The sequence below is a fragment of the Alloyangia pacifica genome (genome assembly GCF_020524285.1).
Lineage (GTDB): Bacteria > Pseudomonadota > Alphaproteobacteria > Rhodobacterales > Rhodobacteraceae > Salipiger > Salipiger pacificus_B.
Map to the genome: position 1 here is coordinate 87,638 of NZ_JAIVKX010000013.1, position 18,741 is coordinate 106,378.

Consider the following 18,741-nt stretch of genomic DNA (forward strand, 5'->3'; position numbering starts at 1 on the left):
ATGCGGTATCTCTTACTCACCGGCGCATTGATCGCAGGCGCGCTCACCGGGGCCTGCACCGACAATCAGGGCATCAACGCGGCGACCGGCGGGCTCGCCGGCGCGGCCATCGCGCATGAGGTCAGCGGCGGCAACAAGACCGCGGCGGCGCTCGGCGGCGCGGCCATCGGCACGGCCATCGGCGGCAGCGTGCCCACCAGTTCCAGCGGCACCAAGCTCTGCAACTACTACAACCCGCAGACCGGCGCCTCCTACAAGGCGGAGTGCCCGAGATAACGGGCGACGTGCAGACCTACTGACCTGCTTCGCGCAGGGCGCCCCACGCGGCGCCCCCTCCCTCTCGGCGCGGTGACATTCGCATCAGGCCGACCGACGTGCGCGACACGCCGGGCGGTGCTCGGCAACCGAAAGGGAGAGACATGAAACCCGCATCACTCTGGAGCACGCTGCTGCTGACGGCCATTCCGGTCGCCGCCTCGGCGCAATTCATCCCTTCCGAGGACTCCCTCAGCGGGCTCTACCACGGCAAGACCTACTCGCCCTACGCGCAGCGCGCCTTCCCCAGCCGGGTCTTCTGGGGCGACACGCACCTGCACACGGCGCTGTCGGTCGACGCCGGGCTGTTCGGCAACACGCTGGGGCTCGAGCCCGCCTACCGTTTCACCCGCGGCGAGGAGGTCACCTCGGCCACCGGCCTGCCGGTGAAGATGGGGCGTCCGCTCGACTGGGTGGTGATCGCCGACCATTCCGACATGATGGGCTTTTCCATCGATCTCTCCGCCGGTGCGCCCAACATCCTCAGCGTGCCGGAGGGCAAGGCGTGGTACGACGGCCTGCAGGCCGGTGGACAGGAGGCCGCCGATGCGGCGCTCGACCTGATCACAACCTTCGCGCAGGCGAGGCTTCCCGAGCAGTTCCTCGAGGATTACGCGCCGGGGTCGAAGGTCTACAACACCGTCTGGGGCGACGTCATCGAGGCCGCTGAGCGGTTCAACGATCCGGGCAATTTCACCGCCTTCATCGGCTACGAGTGGACATCGCTCGACAAGGGCAACAACCTGCATCGCAACGTGATCTTCCGCGATGGCGGCGACAAGGCTTCGCAGGTCGTGCCGATGGTCACCCAGCCGCCCTACGGCAGCACCGACCCGCTCGACCTCTACCAGTATCTCGAGGACTACGAGGCCAAGACCGGCGGCTCGGTGCTGGCGATCGCGCACAATGGCAACTTGTCGAACGGCATCATGTTCCCCTTCGATCAGCAATTCACCGGCAAGCCGATCGACGAGGACTATGTCCAGAAGCGCGCCAAGTGGGAGCCGCTCTATGAGGCCACCCAGATCAAGGGCGACGGCGAGGCGCACCCGCTGCTCAGCCCCGACGACAAGTTCGCCGACTACGAGACATGGGACGTCGGCAACCTCGACCTGACCGAGGCCAAGACTGACGACATGCTGAAGTACGAGTACGCCCGCGAGGCCCTTAAGATGGGGCTGCAACTCGAGGACAAGCTCGGAACCAACCCCTACAAGTTCGGCATGGTCGGTTCGACCGACTCCCACACCTCGCTGCCCGCCATCGAGGAGGAGAACTTCTTCGGCAAGGCGGCCTCGGCCGAGCCTTCGCCGACACGGATGGAGCACCCCTTCGCCAAGTCCGACAAGGGCGCCTTCGAGGGCTACCAGCTCGTCGCGTCGGGCCTTGCCGCCGTCTGGGCGAAGGAAAACACCCGCGCAGCGCTCTTCGACGCGATGGAGCGCAAGGAGGTCTATGCCACCACCGGGCCGCGCATGATGGTGCGCTTCTTCGGCGGCTGGGACTATACCGACGACGACCTGCGCTCGCGCCAGCCGGCCTTCATCGGCTACGAGAAGGGTGTGCCCATGGGCGGCGATCTGACCGCGGCGCCCGAGGGGGCCGCCGCCCCGAGCTTCATGGTCTACGCGCTGCGCGATCCGGTTGGCGCGAACCTCGACCGCATCCAGATCGTCAAGGGCTGGATGGACATGCAGGGCGAGACCCAAGAGAAGGTCTTCGACGTGGCCTGGTCGGAGGGCCGCGAGATGGACGCCGACGGCATGCTGCCCGATGTCGGCAACACCGTCGATATCGCCGCGGCCACCTGGTACAACACCATCGGTGCCTCGGAGCTGGCGACGGTCTGGACCGATCCGGAGTTCGATCCGGCGCAGAAGGCCTTCTATTACGCGCGGGTGCTGGAGATTCCGACGCCGCGCTGGGTGGTCTACGACGCGCAGCGCTTCGGAGTGGAGATCCCCGAGGCCGCCGAGACCATCGGCCAGGAGCGCGCCTATACCTCGCCTATCTGGTACACACCGTGATCTGAGCCGATCAGGGGCGGGGCGGCAGAACGCCCCGTTCCTGCAGAAGCTGCAGCATGGCGATGATCGTGGTCGCGCCCAGATCGACCGATCCTTCGAGGCCAAAGCCGAGCCCGCCGCTGCCCATCTCCATCGGCGCGCCGGACCGGAACTGCGGGTCGAGCACACGCAGTTCCGCTGGCAGCTCCGGGCAGAGTGGCCGGTCCTGCAAGAGGTGGTCGACGGCATCGATGAAGAGCGTGCGCGCAGCCTCGCTCCGCGCGCCCTGCCGCCCCTCGGCGACCACCGGGAGCGGCGGGTCGCGCGCCAGATCCACGAGGTGAAAGATCAGGCAGTTGTCGGTGACCGAGGCAGAGATCTCGGCGCGCACGTCCACCTCTTCGGCACGCTCCAAGGCGCCGCGCTGCCAGGAACTGTCGCCGGTCCGCTCGCAGGTGTAGCTGCGCGCATCGAGCCGGGCCAGCGCGACGAGGTTCTCGGCCTGAGCGAGGAGCTCGATGTCCTGCACCTCGACGCGCGCCCGGCAATCGTCGACCAGCACCGCTCCATTGGCCATGTCAGGCAGGCGCCGCTGCACGTCCCGCAGATCAAGTCCGGCAGTTGCCGCGATGCGGGTCGGCGAGACGGCTCTCAGGCGCAGGTCGAGACCGTAGGAGAGCGGCGGGTCGAGCGCTTTCAGGCTGTCCTCGAAACGGAAGGCGACAGTCCCGGCGGGAAGGCCGGAGTTGCCCTCACCTGCCGCTGGCAGGGCGCCCTTGTCCTGCCACAGGCCCATCAGCGCCACGAGGCGCTCCGCGTCGCTGGCGACGGAGCCGGAGAGCGCGGCGCCCATGCCTCCGTCGCCGATCTCGACCGCGCCGCCCGAGGTGAAATCCGGCGACAGAAGCGCGAGCCCCTCGGGCATCTCGGGACAGACCGGGGCCGCCTGCAAAGCCGCGTTGCCCTGCGTGACGATCGCCCGCCGCACCCTTTCGGTGATCCCGAAAAGGGTGCCCAGCCCGCCGGTGAGGCCACGGGGGTCGAGCGACAGATCGCGCAGCTCGAAGCCGACGCATTCCCCGGTGAGCCCGCCGGAGACCAGCGCTTCGAAATCCACCACCTGTGTCCAGAGATGCGCCCCCCGCGTTTCGGTTTCGCTTCCCCGGCCCTTGCAGCGGTAGAGCTCGGCCCGCACCGCGCCCTGCGCCCGCACCGCATCGCCCTCGGCCTGCGCGCTGGTCAGCCCGACCGTGAGGCCAAGGCCGCAATCGGGGTCGAGCCTGTTCGAGAGCAGCGTGGGAAGAACGCGCTGAATCTCCCGCAAGTCCACGGCAGCTTTTGCCGCGAGCCGTGTTTCGCTCTGCGGGAAGAGGCCGAGGTAGACGTGCAAGGGAAGCGTGCGGCCGGCCGCGGCGATGCTCTCAGAAATGCCGAGCGTGACATCCGCGTCATAGAGGTCCTGCGGAAACGGCGCTTCGGACACCGGCTGAACGGCCGGCACGGTGATCTCGTCATCCGCGCAGCCCGCCACCGCCATGCCCATCGCGAAGACCGTGGCCCGGCAGCCGCGCGCGAAAATGGACACAGGGTTCCTCATCGGCCAGTCCCTCCCGCATGGCAGGCGCCATTTTGTAGAGTCACATGATTCTACTGCAGAGTTTCACACAAGCCGGGTGCTCGGGACATAGGCTTGCCGCCGCCGCAGCTCGTGCCATGGCGGAACCGATGCGCGCCGGCAGTGACATCCCGGCACGAGTCTTTTCACTTCAAATTGCGAGCGATCGGCATCGACGCGTCTCGGGAGCTGCGCCGGGGCGGCCCGGGAAGCTCGCGCGCGCTAGGGCTGGTCGTCGCTTTCGGCGTTCTCCGCGGCCCATGCCCCGGCTGCCTCGACGGCTACCGGAGAGCTGCTCGGCAGCACGTTCAGGTAGCTCTCGGCATCCTCTTTCGGCGGTGCCGTGCGCTGGGTCATGCGGTAGAGGGCGTAGAGGGCGATGATGGCGAAGGTCGCGGCAAGCACCAGCCAGAAGGCGTAGGGGCCGATCACCTGCATGCCCCAGCCGGTCACCAGGGGGCCGGAGATCGCCCCGAGCCCGAAGGTGAACACCAGCCCGCCCGATGCGGCAGGCATGTCCTCGGGGGCGAGCGAGTCGTTGGTATAGGCTAGGAACAGCGCGTAGAGCGGCGTGGTGACGCCGCCCGCGATGAAGGCGGCGACGAGCAGGGCCACGAGCCCGCCCCCGGTGAGCCAGCCGAAGGCGCAGGCGGCTGCGCCCACGATCGAACCTCCGAAGATCAGCATGCGACGGTCCATCTGGTCCGAGAGCCAGCCGATCGGGTATTGCAGCAGCAGCGCGCCAGCGAAGAGCATGGCGATGAACAGCGAGATCTGTGGCGCCGTCAGCCCGATCTCCGAGCCGAAGACCGGCCCCATGCCCGACTGTGTCGCGTAGACGCTGCCAAGCAGGAAGATGCCCACGGTGCTGAGCGGCGCGAAGTGGAAGAGCTTGAACAGGCTCATCGGCCGCGTCACCTCCACCGCCGGGACGGGGGTGATCGACAGCAGGATCGGGGCAAAGGAGATCGACACGAGGATCGAAGCGCCGATGAACAGCGCGGAGGTGCCCGCATCGCCCAGCGTCAGCAGCCCCTGCGCCCCGATGAGCCCGAGCGTCTGCGCGATCATGTAGGCCGAGAGCACCTTGCCGCGGGTCTCGTTGGTCGCCGCGTGGTTCATCCAGCTCTCGGCGGTGACGTAGACGCCGGACATGCAGAAGCCGACCAGCACGCGCAGCGCGGTCCAGGCCCAGGGTTCGGTGACCAGCGGGAAGGCGATGAGACCGGCCGACATGAAGCTGCCGAGCGCGGCGAAGACCCGGACGTGGCCGACGCGCCGGATCAGCCGCGGCGTGACCTGCGCACCCGACAGGAAGCCCACGAAGTAGCCCGAGGTGATGATCGCCAGCGCGGTGGGGGAAAACGACTCGATCGCGCCGCGCAGGCCGATCAGCGTGAAGTGCATGCCGTTGCCCAGCATGATGAGCACGATGCCGAGCAGCAGGGCCCAGACCCCGGACAAGACGGTAATCATGACAGGAACTCCAACGCTGCCGGGCGACTCTTCCTGCGAGCGATATCGCGCTGGCGGAGGCCGCCGCTAGCGCAGGCGCGTCATTTCCTCTGCGGTTTACGACAGAGCACGAGGTCAGCGAGCGCGGTGGCGGTCTCGGGCAGGGCAGGGCTGCCGTGCCACCCCGGCGACTTGCGGTGCAGTGACGCGGATCTCGGCAGCCAAACGGCCGCAAGGTCGGAGACAGGCGAAGCGGGCGGCTCCTTGGCGAGCCGCCCGGGCATCAGGTCTTCAGCTGGCGAGTTGCGTGACCTTGCCTGCCGCTGCGAGGATGTCGGCGACCATCTCGTCGGCGACCTGCGTGGTGGTCTTGTGCTGGTCCCGGCTGATCTCGATGATCTGCCCGACGCGGCTGGCGATCTGCGCGAGGCGGTCGGCGCGGTACTCCGGCCCGGCGCGATGCACCTCGCCGGCGACGCTGATGATCCCGCCGGCGTTGACCACGTAGTCGGGCAGGTAGAGGCAATCGCGCTCCAGCAGCGCCTCGGCGACCGAGGGCTCGAGCAGCTGGTTGTTCGCCGCACCGCAGACCAGCTTCGCGCTCAGACGCGCCACGCTGTCGTGGGTGAGAATGCCGCCGAGGGCGCAGGGGGCGAAGACGTCGATCTGCTGCGCGAAGACGGCGTCCGGGGCGCAGAACTCTGCGCCCAGCGTGTCGCGGGCCTTTTCGACCGCGGCGGTGTTCACGTCCGACACCACCAGTTGCGCGCCTGCGGCGTGCAGCTTCTCGGCGAGGCTCCAGCCGACGTGGCCGAGGCCCTGCACCAGCACGCGGCGGCCGGTGAGGTCATCGCTGCCGAACACGGCCCGCGCGCCGACCTTCAGGCACTGGAACACGCCCTCGGCGGTGAAGGGCGAGGGATCGCCGCTGGCATGGGCGCCATGGTCGAGACCGACGGCATAGGCGGTCTGCGTGGCGACTACCGCCATGTCCTCGGGCGAGATGCCGACGTCCTCGGCGGTGTAGTAGCTGCCCTTGAACGACTCGATGGCGCGGCCGAAGGCGCGGAACAGCGCCTCGGTCTTGTCGCTGCGCGGATCGCCGAGGATGACGGACTTGCCGCCGCCGAGGCCGAGGCCGGCCATGGCGTTCTTGTGGGTCATGCCCGCGGCGAGGCGCAGCACGTCGGTGCGGGCCTCCTCGAGCGTGGCGTAGTTCCACATCCGGCAGCCGCCGACGGCCGGGCCGAGGACGGTGGAATGCACGCAGACAAAGGCGCGCAGCCCGGCCTCTTCGTCCTCGATGTAGACGAGCCGTTCGTAGCCGGCGGGAGCCTGTTCTTCGACGAGTTTCAGGGCCATGGAATCCTCTCAAGCCGCTCAATGTGTGTGATTGCATACAGTGTGCCATGTGCCGCCGGGCCGTTGTCGCCAAAGGAATATGCCGCTTGCTGAGACGCGCGCGCTTTTCCCCACGATTTCCCGCTTTGTTGGCGATTGTCGCTCAGATATCCTCTTCCCCGGTTGCGAAGGTCCGGTGTTCGGGCCATGCGTGGCGGGTTCGAACGGCGGAGACACGGATGGTCCCGCAGATGGCGGAGGAGCCGAGGTGACGATTGCCCTCGATGAGCTGGATCGCAGGATCCTGCGGGTGCTGCAGACCGACGGGCGGATCACCGTGGTCGAGCTGGCCGAGAAGGTTGGCCTCTCGCCCACGCCCTGCAAGCGCCGTCTGCAGCGGCTCGAGGACACCGGGCTGATCTCGGGCTACGTGGCGAAGATCGACCGCAAGGTCTCGGGCTTCGGCGTCACCGCCTTCATCTCGGTGGAACTGGAGCGCTCGGACGGCCCCGACGTGGAGAAGTTCCAGAAGGCGGTCTCGGGGCTCGAAGAGGTGGTCACGGGCATGCTGATGACCGGCTCGCAGGATTTCCTGCTCGAGGTGCTGGTGCGCGATCTCGAGGAATACGAGGCCTTCCTGCAGAAACGCCTGATGAAAATCCCCGGGGTGCGCAGCGTGCGCTCGCGCTTCGCGCTGCGCAAATTCATCGAAAGAACGCGGATCCCCTGACCGGGAGGGCCGGCACCGGAGTGCCAGCCCCGAGTGTACGAGGGTCTCAGGCCGTCGCGGCGGCGAGCCCCTGGTCGAGGTCGGCGATGATGTCGGCCACGTCCTCGATGCCGATCGAGATGCGCACCACGTTCGGCGCCGCACCCGCCTGTACCTGCTGCTCGGGCTCGAGCTGCCGGTGGGTTGTCGAGGCCGGGTGAATGATCAGGCTGCGGGTGTCACCGAGGTTGGCCACGTGGCTGAACAGCTTCAGGCTGCCCACCAGCTTGACACAGGCCTCGTAGCCGCCCTTCAGCGAGACGGTGAAGAGCGCGCCGGCGCCCTTGGGCACGATGCGCTGCGCCCGCTCGTACCAGGGCGACGAGGGCAGCCCGGCGTAGGTGACCGCCTCGATGCGCGGATCCTTTTCCAGCCATTCGGCCACCGCCTGCGCGTTCTTCACGTGCCGCTCCATGCGCAGGCCCAGCGTCTCGATCCCCATCAGCGTGTAATGCGCACCCTGCGGGTTCATCGTCATGCCAAGGTCGCGCAGGCCGACCGCGATGGAGTGGAAGGTGAAGGCCATCGGCCCCAGCGCCGCGTGGAAGGTCAGCCCGTGGTAGGCGGGCTCGGGCTGCGACAGCGAGGGGAACTTGGCCGAGGCCGACCAGTCGAACTTGCCGGAATCCACCACGATGCCGCCGGTGACCGTGCCGTTGCCGGTGAGATACTTGGTTGCCGAATGGACCACCAAGGTCGCGCCGTGCTCGATGGGCTTGCAGAGCCACGGGGTCGCGGTGGTGTTGTCGACGATCAGCGGGATGCCCGCGGCATCGGCGATCTTCGCCATGGCATCAAGGTCGGTCACGTAGCCGCCGGGGTTGGCGATGGTCTCGCAGAACAGCGCGCGGGTGTTCTCGTCGATCGCCGCCCTCACCGCGTCCAGATCGTCGGTGTCGACGAAACTGGCGGACCAGCCGAAGCGGCGGATGGTCTGGCTGAACTGGGTGATCGTGCCGCCGTAAAGCCGCGAGGACGAGACGATGTTGCAGCCCGGCGCCATTAGCGGGAAGAGCGCCATGATCTGCGCCGCGTGGCCCGACGAGCAGGCGATGCCGCCCGCGCCGCCCTCGAGCGCGGTGACCCGGTTGGCCAGCGCCGAGACGGTGGGGTTGGTCAGCCGCGAGTAGATGTAGCCGACCTCTTCGAGATTGAAGAGCCGGGCCGCGTGATCCGCGTCGCGGAACACGTAGGACGTGCTCTGGTATATCGGCACCTGACGCGCGCCGGTGGCGGCATCGGGCTCGGTGCCCGCGTGCACGGCGAGCGTGTCGAAGCCGGGGGTCCTGTCGGTCATGAAATTCCTCCTCCTTACCTTGCGGCACGTTAGGCAAGAGGGGCGGTGGCGGCAATGACGATGGCGAGGGATTTGGCGGGGGCCGCTTTCTGTCGCGCCTGCCCGCGCCCCGTGCGTTCTGCCGCCACCGGTCCGCCACGTCAGGACGGTCCCGAGTGCGGGCCGGGCAGCTCCGGGGGGATGGGCGGATCAGCGCGGGGCGGGCCGGCGCGGGCGGCTCAGGGGAACACCAGGTAGCCGCCGCGCCCGCCGTCGAGGGTGAAGCTGGCGCTGCTGCCATTGCCCTCCTCGGGTGTCGCGAAGAGCGCGTTGCCCTGCGCCCCGTCGGTGCAGGCCAGCGCCGAGCCCATGCTGGGAAACAGCGCGGGTGGCCCGTCGAGCTGGCCGAGGCAGGTGACGCGGCTCTCGGGCAGGGTCAGCAGCAGCACGTAGTTCTCGCCATCCGAGCTGAGCACCTGTCCCAGCGCACTGCCGCCGCCATGCAGCTCGCCGACGCCCTGCTGCGCCTGTCCCGGCGGCAGGGTGGCCGGGGAGGCCGGGGCCCGCTCCACGATCGGCGGTTGGCCGAGGCGGGCAGTGGTGGCCTTCGGCGCGCTGACCACCGGCGCGCCGGGCGAGTTGCGGATCTGCCTGGTGCGGGCGGGGCTGTCGCGCTCGATGGTCATCACCGGCTCGCGCACCGAGCCATCGGCGCCGGGCAGGCGGGTGCCGAGGTCGATCGAGACGCCCAGGCCGCCGTAGCCGCCCCAGCCCGTGTGCCAGCCGCCGCCCCAGCCGGGGCGATAGGGACGATCGGGGCGCGCGGGCCAGCCCGGACGCTCGGGCCAGCGAAAGGCAGGACTGCGCGCGGCGGCGTCGAGATCGACGGCCGGGGATTGCGCCGACAGCGGCGCGGCGAGGGCGATCAGCAGCGGGGCGAGGCGGGGAAACCTGAACATCGGGGCAACCTCCGGAAGCGAAAAGCGTCGTCCTCAGAATGGCATGCAAGCCGAGGGTGAACGCAAGCCGGAAGTTCGCAGGGCAGTTCGGCGGAAGTGTGGCGGGGAACGGTGTCGACAGGTCCGGCACGCACGCCACGCGCCGGACCCGGTGTTTCCGCGTGTCTCAGACGTAGCGGTTCCAGAGGTTCTCGAGCCGCTCCTGCCGTCCGGACCGCGGCTTGGGGTTGATGCCCTGATCGCGCACCCGCGCCTCGATGCTGGCGAGGTCCGAGGTCAGCAGGGCCTTGTTCGCGGGGGTCTCCCAATCGGCGTAGCGCTCGGCGCGCAGGGCCTCGAGCGTGCCGTCCTCGAGCAGCGCCGCCGCCGCCTTGAGGCCCCGGGCACAGACGTCCATCGCGCCGGCATGGCCAAGGATCAGGTCCTCGGGGTCCAGCGACTGCCGCCGCAGCTTGGCGTCGAAATTGGTGCCGCCGGTGGTGAAGCCGCCCGCCTTCAGGACCTCGTAATAGGCGCGCGCCACCTCGGGCACGCTGTCGGGGAACTGGTCGGTGTCCCAGCCGGACTGGTAGTCGTTGCGGTTCATGTCGATCGAGCCCAGAAGGCCCAGCGAGGCGGCCAGCGCCAGCTCGTGTTCGAAGCTGTGCCCTGCAAGGATCGCATGACCCTGCTCGATGTTCAGCTTCACCTCGTTTTCCAGCCCGAAGCGCTTGAGAAAGCCGTAGACCGTGGCAACGTCGTAGTCGTACTGGTGCTTCGACGGCTCCTGCGGCTTGGGCTCGATCAGGATGGTGCCCTTGAAGCCGATCTTGTGCTTGTAGTCGACGACCCTCGACAGGAAGGCGCCGGCCTGCTCGGCCTCGCGCGTCAGGTCGGTGTTGAGCAGCGTCTCGTAGCCCTCGCGCCCGCCCCAGAGCACGTAGTTCTCTCCGCCAAGCTTGTGGGTGGCATCCATGCAGGTCTTCACCGTGGCGGCGGACCAGGCAAAGACCTCGGGGTCGGGGTTGGTGGCCGCGCCGGACATGAAACGGCGGTTGGTGAAGAGGTTCGCCGTGCCCCAGAGCAGGCGGGTCTTCGACCCCTCCATCTTCTGCGCGAAGTACTCGACGATCTCTTCGAGGTTGCGCGTGGTCTCGGCAAAGTCTGCGCCCTCGGGGCGCACGTCGGCGTCGTGGAAGCAGAAGAAGGGCACATCCAGCAGGTCGAACATCTCGAAGGCGACGTCGGCCTTCATCTTCGCCTTCTCCATCTCCGAGCCGAACCAGGGCCGGTCGAAGGTGCGCCCGCCGAAGGGATCGCCGCCCTCCCAAGCGAAGCTGTGCCAATAGGCGACGGCGAAGCGCAGGTGATCTTCCAGCCGCTTGCCCATGACGATCTCGTCGGGGTTGTAGTGGCGGAAGGCGAACTCGCTGTCGCCGTCCGACTGGTAGGTGAATTTCGGGATGTCTCCGAAGAAGCCCGTCATGAGTGCCTCGTGTTGAATGGGGTTTGGGGGATCAGCCGTGCGGCTGCTTGCCGAGGATGATCATGCCGAGGATGTCCTCGTCGGTGACTTCGCCGACATTGACCGTGCCGACGAGCTTGCCGTTCTTCATCACCGAGGCGCGGTCGCAGAGTTTCATCACGTTGTGGATGTCGTGCTCGATGAGGAAGATGCCGAGGCCCTGCGCCTTGAGTTGCTCGATCAGCTCGGCGACCATCTGGGTCTCCTGCGGGCCGAGCGCGGCGGTGGGTTCGTCCATGATCAGGATGCGGGCGTTGAAGTAGACCGCGCGGGCGATGGCCACCGACTGCCGCTGCCCGCCCGAGAGCGCCTTTACCGGGTCCTGGAACTTGCGGAAGTTAGGGTTGAGCCGCGCCATGATCTTGCGCGTCTCGGCCTCCATCTGCGCATCGTCGACGAGGCCGGTGGGCGTTACCAGCTCGCGCCCCAGGAAGAGGTTCGACGCGGCATCGAGATTGTCGGCTAGCGCCAGCGTCTGGTAGATCGTCTCGATGTTGTACTTGCGGGCGTCGCGCGGGTTGCCGATCTCGGCCTTTTGCCCGTCGATCAGGATCTCGCCGCTGTCCATGCGGTAGGCGCCGGACAGGCACTTGATCAGCGTCGACTTGCCCGCGCCGTTGTGGCCGAGCAGGCCGACCACCTCGCCAGGGTAGAGGTCGACGGTGACGTGGTCGACCGCCTTGATGCCGCCGAACGAGACCGAGACGTCGCGCATCTCGACCAGCGGGGCTCCGGTTCTGTCAGCCATCACGCGTCTCCCGTGCGTTTGCGGTAGAGGATGTCGATGAGCACGGCGAGCACCAGCACGACGCCCACGACGATGTTCTGGAAAGGTGCGTCGACGCCGACCATGGCCATGCCCGATTGCAGCGACTGCATGATCAGCGCGCCGAGGATGGCGCCGTAGATCGTGCCGATGCCGCCCGCCAGCGCGGTGCCGCCGATCACCGCCGCGGCGATGACGCGCAGCTCGTCGAGCGTGCCGATGTCGTTGGAGTGGAACGACAGGCGGGCCGAGGCGACCATGCCGGCGAGCGCGCAGAGCACGCCCATCACCGCGAAGACCTTGACCGTCAGTAGACGGGTGTTGATGCCGGAAAGCTCCGCGGCCTCGGGGTTGCCGCCGGTGGCGAAGATGTAGCGCCCCAGCCGGGTGCGGCGGGCGACCACGGTCATCACCACGGCCACGGCGATCAGCAGCAGCACCGAGTAGGGGATGCCGTAGCCGGCGGTGAAGCCCTCTGGCATGGTCTCGCCGCGCGCCTCGAAGGCGCGGCGCAGCACGCGGCTCGGCACCTCGTAGGCATTCAGGATCGCTACGAAGCCGAGGATCGCCACGGCCGAGAGCGCCATGAGCACGCCTTCGGCCCAGAGCGGCTTGACCGGGAACTCGTGGCTGATCCTCGCCTTGCGGGCATTGGCGATGGCGGCCCATGCGACAAGCGTGGCGAGGACACCGAAGATCCAGCTGCCGGTGACGCCGAGCGTGCCGCCGATGCCGCCGAGGGTCTGGAACGTGTCGTCGAGCGGGCCGATGGTCTGGCCGCTGGTCAGGTACCAGGCGACGTTGCGCCAGACCAGCAGCCCGCCGAGCGAGACGATGAAGGCGGGCACGGTGAGATAGCCGACGATCCAGCCCTGGAAGGCGCCGATGAGCGCGCCGGTGAGCAGCCCGACAATGATGGCGAGCGGCGCGATGACCGGGTTGCCATAGTCGAGCCCGAGCCCGGGCAGAAGCTGCGTCTGGGTGATCGCCATCATCGCCGAGCAGGTGGCGAGCAATGCGCCGACGCTGAGGTCGATGTTGCGGGTGACGATAACGAAGACCATGCCGGTGGCCATGATCGCCACGCTGACCGTCTGGATCGTCAGGTTGAAAATATTGCGCGGGGTGAGGAAGCGGCCGTCCGTCAGGACATTGAACACGATGCAGACCAGGATGAACGCGCCGACCATGCCCAGTAGGCGGGTGTCGAATTCGAGGGTCTGGAAGATGTTCCTGCGGCCGGCCGACGCGCCGGAGGTCTTCGCCTCTGCCATTGGGGCCTCGGGGGATCTGAGAATTGCGTTACGGGGAGCGCCCCCGCCGCGCCCGGGATCGGGGGCGGGGGCGCCTCTGTCAGTCGCGTGCCGCGATCAGTTGCAGGGCGCGGGGCCGTCGGTGACGCCCTGGCAGAGCGCGTCCTGGCCGATCCAGCCTGCGTCCACCACGCTCTCGAGGTTGTCCTTGGTGATCGGCACCGGCTCGAGGAACTTGGCCCAGAGCGTCGTGCCCGCCGGGGAGGTCCATTCCGCCGCACCCTCGATGTCGCTGGCCATCGTGTCGCCGGCAAGTTCGACGGCGATCTCGCCCGCTGCCTTGCCGAGCTCGCGCGCATCCTTCCAGACCGAGACGGTCTGGGTGCCGCGGGCGACGCGGTTCAGCGCGGCGTGGTCGCCGTCCTGTCCCGAGACAGGGATGCCGTCGAGCCCCTGCGCGGTCAGCGCGGCCACGGCGCCGCCGGCGGTGCCGTCGTTCGAGGCGACCACCGCGTCGACGTTGTTGTCGTTGGCGGTAAGGATCTGTTCCATGTTGCGCTGCGCGTTGGCGGGCAGCCAGCCGTCGGTATAGGCTTCGCCGACGATGGTGATCGCGCCGCTGTCGATGGCCTCCTGCAGCACCTCCTGCTGGCCGCCGCGCAGGAAGTCGGCGTTGGGATCGGTGGGCGAGCCCTTGATCATCACGTAGTTGCCCTCCGGCGCCGCATCGAGCACCGCGCGGGCCTGCATCCGGCCGACCTCGACGTTGTCGAAGGTCAGGTAGAAGGCGCGGCTGTCCTCGATCAGGCGGTCATAGGCGATCACCGGCACGCCCTCGTTGGCGGCGGCCTCGACGGCGGGGATGATGGCCTGGGTGTCCTGCGCCAGGATGATCAGCGCGTCGACGCCCTGCGCCATCAGCGACTCGACGTCCGACAGCTGCTTCGAGGACGAGGACTGCGCGTCGGCCGAGATATAGGTCGCGCCCGCGGCCTCCAGCGCCGACTTGATCGCGGCCTCGTCGGTCTTCCAGCGCTCTTCCTGGAAGTTCGACCAGGACACGCCGACGGTCTGGGCCGATGCCGTGACGGCAAGCCCGAGTGTGATGGCCGCAGAGGCCAGCAAGGTCTTGTACATGTTTTCCTCCCTAGGTGCCCCGGTGGGGCGTGCGCCGTTCTCCCTCGGCGCGTGGTCAGCCTGTGCTCCTTAAATTCAGTTGTCAAATTAAATTTGCCCCCGCATATTGCCGGACAGGGCAAACATCGGCCATGAGCCGCTGAGGAGTGCCGGTTTCGCGCTCTTTCCGCGGTCCATAAGGTGTATTTTGTTCGCGAAATAAATGAATTCTGGGCGCATCAGAGGCATGAACGACGAGGCGGAGATCAACGGCTGCGGCCCCCTGCTGCAGGCCCCGGAGACGGTGCAGCGCCCCTTGCGCCAGCAGGTCTTCGAGCACGTCCGGGCGCTTGGCCGCGTGCCGCGGGTGCAGGTGGCCAAGGACCTGCGGGTCAGCCCCGCCTCGGTCACCACGATCACCTCGGAGCTGATCGAGACGGGGTTTCTCGAGGAGGTGCAGGCCGCCCGGATTGGCGACAGCGGCCGGGGGCGCCCGGCGGTGGCGCTGCAGGTCCGCCCCGGCGTGCATCACGTCATGGGCGTGAAGCTGTCGGACATCGACCACACCGCGGTGCTGGCCGACCTGTCGGGGCGGGTGGTCGCCTCGGCCTCGATGCCGCGCGCGCCGGGCCAATTGTCGGTTCAGGCGGTCGGCGAGGTCACCGAGACGCTGATGCGCGACCTGTGCGACGCCGCCGGGGTCGCGCCGGAGGACTTGCACGCGATCGGGCTCGGAGTGCCAGGCTTCGTCGAGGCCGAGACCGGCCTCGTGCGCTGGTCGCCGATCCTCGCGCAGCGCGACATCGACCTCAGCGCGGCGCTGGCACAGCGGCTCGGCCTGCCGGTGCATATCGACAATGACGCCAATCTCGTGACCCTCGCCGAACTCTGGTTCGGGGCCGGGCGCAGCCTGTCGAACTTCGCCGTGGTGACCATCGAGCACGGCGTCGGCATGGGTTTCGTGATGAACCACCGGCTCTACCGGGGGGCGCATGGCATGGGCATGGAGCTGGGCCACATGAAGGTGCATCTCGACGGCGCGCTCTGCCGCTGCGGCCAGCGCGGCTGCCTCGAGGCCTATGTCGCCGACTACGCGCTGGTGCGCGAGGCGCGCACGGCGCTGAACCTGCCCGACCTCGAGACCCGCTCGGTGCGCGCGCTGCTGGAGAGCCTGTTCAGCCAGGCCAAGGCCGGCAATCCGGCGGCGCATTCGATCTTCCGCCGCGCCGGGCGCTACCTGTCGCTGGCTCTGGCCAATGTCACCAACCTCTTCGATCCGCAGCTGATCATCCTGTCGGGGGAACGGATGCGCTACGACTACCTCTATGCCGGGGACACGCTGGCGGAGATGAAGACGATGATGATCGAGACCGGCCGCGCCGCGCCAAAGGTCGAGATCCACGCCTGGGGCGACATGATCTGGGCGCGGGGCGCGGCGGCGCTGGCGCTGGAGACGCTGACCGGGCAGATGCTCGGCGCGGGCCGCGAGATGGCGGCGCAATGATCCGGGCGGTGGGTCTTCTGGCGCTTGTTCCAACGCTTGCGGCGGCGGGGCCGGTCTTCGTCGATGACAGCGCGGGACTCCCGGTGGAGCACGTCTACTCCGGCGGCTGGGAGCACTTCGTCGGCGGCGGTCTTGCCGCCTTCGATTGCAGCGGCGACGATCTGCCCGAGCTCTTCGCCGCCGGCGGCACCGCGCCCGCATCGCTTTTCGTCAACCGATCCGCGCCGGGCGGGGCGCTGCGCTTCGAGGCGGCGGAGCTGCCCGAGATGACCGGAGTCACCGGCGCCTACCCGCTCGACCTGGACAGCGACGGGCAGCTCGATCTCTTCGTGCTGCGCGTCGGGCCGAACCGCGTGCTGCGCGGGCTCGGCGGCTGTCGCTTCGAGGACGCCACCGAGGCCTGGGGCCTGCCGCAGCGCGACGCCTGGACCACCGCCTTCGCCGCGACATGGGAGCCGGGGCAGGGCTGGCCCACGGTCTTCGTCGGCAACTACGTGGACCGCTCCGACCCCGAGGGACCCTTCGAGGCCTGTGACGGCAGCGAGGTGATCCGGCCCGGCGAGACCGGCTTCGGCACGGTCGAGACGATCGCGCCCGGCTGGTGCACCCTCTCGGCGCTGATCTCCGACTGGCAGCGCAGCGGCATGCCCGAGCTGCGGCTGTCGAACGACCGGCACTACTACGTGAAGGGCGGCTACGAGCAGATGTTCCGGCTCTCGCCGCTCGAGGAGCGCACCGATTGGGCCAAGGTCTCGCTCTGGGGCATGGGCATCGCCTCGCGCGATCTCACCGGCGACGGGCTGCCCGAGGTGATGATGACCTCGATGGGCGACCAGCTCCTGCAGTTCAACCGCGGGACGGGGTTCGAGGATGCGCCCTACGCACAGGGCGCCACGGCGCACCGGCCCTACACGGGGGACGACGGGCGGCCCTCGACCGGCTGGCACGCCGAGTTCGGCGACGTCGACAACGACGGGCGGGCCGATCTCTTCATCTCCAAGGGCAACGTCGACCAGATGCCCGGCATGGCGATGGACGATCCCAATTCGCTGCTGATGCAGGGCGGGGGCGGGCGCTTTGTCGAGGTCGGGGCGGAGGCGGGGATCGCCACGATGCACCGCGCGCGCGGGGCCGCGCTCGCCGATCTGAACGGCGACGGGCGGCTTGATCTGGCGGTGGTCAACCGGCGTGCTCCGATGGAGCTCTGGCGCAACGTGACCGAGGCGGCGGGGGGCTGGGTCGGGGTTGCCCCGGCGCAGTCTGGGGTGAACCGCGAGGGCGTGGGCGCCTGGGTCGAACTGCGCTCCGCCTCCGGGGTTCAGACGCAGGAGGTCACCGTCGGCGGCGGCCACGCGGGGGGCAGCGCCTTGCCGCTGCACTTCGGTCTCGGCGTGGAGACGGGGGCCGAGGTGCGGGTGATCTGGCCAGACGGCACCGAGGGCGACTGGCAGCCCGTGCGCCCCGGCGAGGTGATGCGGATCGAGCGCCCCTAGGCCCCGCGCCCTCAGCGGTCCACCGGCAGCCCCGAGGGCACGCTGTCCGGCACGCCGAGCCGCCCCGACAGCGCCGCCGGATCGGTCAGCGTGTCGAGAAACGCCATGAGCGCCGCGATCTCCGCGGCCGTCAGCGCCGCACCCGGACCCGCCGCCGTGACCAGCGCCTGGACCTCCGCAGGGTCATCCATCACCGCCCAGTCGGGCTTGGTCTCCGGCAGCTCGGGCAGGACGACGGAGCGCGCGTAGTGGCTCAGCCCCTCGGCCCGTGCCGCGTGGTCGGCAAGGAAGGCCGCCAGATCGTCATGCCCGCCCGCGTGGCCCCAGGGGCCGGTCTTCGCCACGTTGCGCAGCGACGGTGTGCGAAAGGCGAAACGGTCCTCCGCGCGCCCGGTCACCCGCATCCGCCCGTCGTCGCGCGCGTGATGCTCGAAGCGCTCGGCCTTGCCCGGCCCGAGCTGCGGTGCAGCCATCGCGTGGAATCCGTGATCAGTGAGAAAAGGCCCCGCGTGGCACGCCGCGCAGCCCGCATCCCCGTAGAACAGCGCCGCCCCCTCCGCCGCGGCACCGCTCAGAGGCGTCTCGCCGCGCAGCGCCGCGTCGAAGGGGCTGTCGTCGGAGCGCCACTCGAAGGCGACGAAGGCGGCGATGGCGTTGGAGATATCGGTGAAATGGATCGGCGTGCCGCCCGCCACATGCGGATAGACCGCCTCGAACCGCGTGCTGTAGGCGGGGATCGCCGCGATCCGCTGCGAGATGATGTCCCAGGCGCCGCCCTCGCCGGTGATCCGCCCCGAGCGCACCGCCTTGGAGACGTCGCTTTCGGAATAGTGCCCGGCCATCTCGTCGGGCGAGAGCACGGGGAACATGGTCTGCGCCGAGAGCACCCCGGAAAAGCCCTGCTCCATGTCCTCGGCCATCGGCGTTCGGATGCCGCCTGGGCGCGACGGGTCGGCCTCGATCCGGCCGTCGTGGAAAAGCGTGGTGAACTCATGCGCCCCGAGGTTGAACAGCGCCGTGGCATTGCGGGGAATGCGCTGCTCGGGGGTGTTCTCGGCGGTGACATGGCGCTCCGGCCCGAGCCCCAGGCCGCCCTCGCCGAGCCCGAGGCTCAGCCCGTCCGAAGTGGCAAAGCGCGGATGATGGCAGGTGGCGCAGGCGATGTTGCGGTTGCCCGAGAGGATCGGATCGTAGAACAGCAACTGGCCGAGCGCGACCTCGGCCGCATCCGTCTCGACGAAATCCACATCGCTCACGGCGCGCGGCAGGCGCGTCTCCGCACCGGCGGTGGTGCCCACAAGCAGCGTCAGCCCGACAAGGGCCATGCCCGTCCTGCGCATCGTCCTCTCCTCCCCCTCGGTGGGGTATT

General features: G+C 68.8%; 15 protein-coding genes. 5 read left to right on the top strand and 10 right to left on the bottom strand.

The genetic code is table 11. The features are described from left to right. Both LC039_RS18265 and LC039_RS18270 read left to right on the top strand, forming a co-directional pair. Positions 1 to 276, top strand: a complete 276-nt coding sequence (locus LC039_RS18265; protein ID WP_226627143.1) for a hypothetical protein — start codon at positions 1 to 3, stop codon at positions 274 to 276. A 143-nt stretch (positions 277 to 419) separates the two neighbouring features. Beyond that, the gene (locus LC039_RS18270) at positions 420 to 2,342 is read left to right on the top strand and encodes a DUF3604 domain-containing protein (RefSeq protein WP_226627145.1); all 1,923 of its coding nucleotides are present in this window, start codon (positions 420 to 422) and stop codon (positions 2,340 to 2,342) included. Between the two features lie 10 nt (positions 2,343 to 2,352). Here LC039_RS18270 and LC039_RS18275 read toward each other — a convergent pair whose 3' ends face one another. The 3 genes from LC039_RS18275 to LC039_RS18285 form a co-directional block, all read right to left on the bottom strand. Then, the gene (locus LC039_RS18275; protein ID WP_226627146.1) at positions 2,353 to 3,906 is read right to left on the bottom strand and encodes a hypothetical protein; all 1,554 of its coding nucleotides are present in this window, start codon (positions 3,904 to 3,906) and stop codon (positions 2,353 to 2,355) included. A 252-nt stretch (positions 3,907 to 4,158) separates the two neighbouring features. Continuing rightward, complete coding sequence (locus LC039_RS18280) at positions 4,159 to 5,412, bottom strand: MFS transporter (RefSeq protein ID WP_226627148.1); 1,254 nt, start codon at positions 5,410 to 5,412, stop codon at positions 4,159 to 4,161. 270 nt (positions 5,413 to 5,682) lie between these two features. After that, positions 5,683 to 6,753: a Leu/Phe/Val dehydrogenase gene (locus tag LC039_RS18285; protein ID WP_226627149.1), complete on the bottom strand. Its 1,071-nt coding sequence runs from the start codon at positions 6,751 to 6,753 to the stop codon at positions 5,683 to 5,685. A gap of 247 nt (positions 6,754 to 7,000) precedes the next feature. On the opposite strand from LC039_RS18285, the gene LC039_RS18290 reads away from it, so the two are divergent. Then, complete coding sequence (locus tag LC039_RS18290; RefSeq protein WP_226627151.1) at positions 7,001 to 7,462, top strand: Lrp/AsnC family transcriptional regulator; 462 nt, start codon at positions 7,001 to 7,003, stop codon at positions 7,460 to 7,462. A 46-nt stretch (positions 7,463 to 7,508) separates the two neighbouring features. Here the strand turns inward: LC039_RS18290 and LC039_RS18295 are convergent, their stop codons facing one another. The 6 genes from LC039_RS18295 to xylF form a co-directional block, all read right to left on the bottom strand. Then, a complete protein-coding gene (locus LC039_RS18295) occupies positions 7,509 to 8,798 on the bottom strand; it encodes an O-acetylhomoserine aminocarboxypropyltransferase/cysteine synthase family protein (protein ID WP_226627153.1) in 1,290 nt (429 codons plus the stop codon). A 218-nt stretch (positions 8,799 to 9,016) separates the two neighbouring features. Beyond that, entirely contained in the window at positions 9,017 to 9,736 is a 720-nt protein-coding gene (locus LC039_RS18300) for a hypothetical protein (RefSeq protein WP_226627155.1), read from the bottom strand. Between the two features lie 166 nt (positions 9,737 to 9,902). Continuing rightward, on the bottom strand, positions 9,903 to 11,201 hold the full coding sequence (gene xylA, locus LC039_RS18305; protein WP_226627156.1) for a xylose isomerase: 1,299 nt from the start codon (positions 11,199 to 11,201) through the stop codon (positions 9,903 to 9,905). A 31-nt stretch (positions 11,202 to 11,232) separates the two neighbouring features. Next, positions 11,233 to 11,988, bottom strand: a complete 756-nt coding sequence (locus tag LC039_RS18310; protein ID WP_226627158.1) for an ATP-binding cassette domain-containing protein — start codon at positions 11,986 to 11,988, stop codon at positions 11,233 to 11,235. After that, the gene (locus LC039_RS18315) at positions 11,988 to 13,280 is read right to left on the bottom strand and encodes a sugar ABC transporter permease (RefSeq protein ID WP_226627159.1); all 1,293 of its coding nucleotides are present in this window, start codon (positions 13,278 to 13,280) and stop codon (positions 11,988 to 11,990) included. The genes LC039_RS18310 and LC039_RS18315 overlap by 1 nt, the downstream gene beginning before the upstream one ends. Before the next feature lie 96 nt (positions 13,281 to 13,376). After that, positions 13,377 to 14,396: a D-xylose ABC transporter substrate-binding protein gene (xylF, locus tag LC039_RS18320; protein WP_226627161.1), complete on the bottom strand. Its 1,020-nt coding sequence runs from the start codon at positions 14,394 to 14,396 to the stop codon at positions 13,377 to 13,379. A gap of 226 nt (positions 14,397 to 14,622) precedes the next feature. Here xylF and LC039_RS18325 point away from each other — a divergent pair, with 226 nt between their 5' ends. Then, positions 14,623 to 15,879 (top strand): ROK family protein, encoded by a 1,257-nt coding sequence (locus LC039_RS18325; protein ID WP_226627162.1) that lies wholly within the window; start codon positions 14,623 to 14,625, stop codon positions 15,877 to 15,879. Next, complete coding sequence (locus LC039_RS18330; protein ID WP_226627164.1) at positions 15,876 to 17,372, top strand: CRTAC1 family protein; 1,497 nt, start codon at positions 15,876 to 15,878, stop codon at positions 17,370 to 17,372. The genes LC039_RS18325 and LC039_RS18330 overlap by 4 nt, the downstream gene beginning before the upstream one ends. 11 nt (positions 17,373 to 17,383) lie before the next feature. Here the strand turns inward: LC039_RS18330 and LC039_RS18335 are convergent, their stop codons facing one another. Then, positions 17,384 to 18,712: a cytochrome-c peroxidase gene (locus LC039_RS18335; RefSeq protein ID WP_226627165.1), complete on the bottom strand. Its 1,329-nt coding sequence runs from the start codon at positions 18,710 to 18,712 to the stop codon at positions 17,384 to 17,386. Between the last annotated feature and the right edge of the window lie 29 nt (positions 18,713 to 18,741).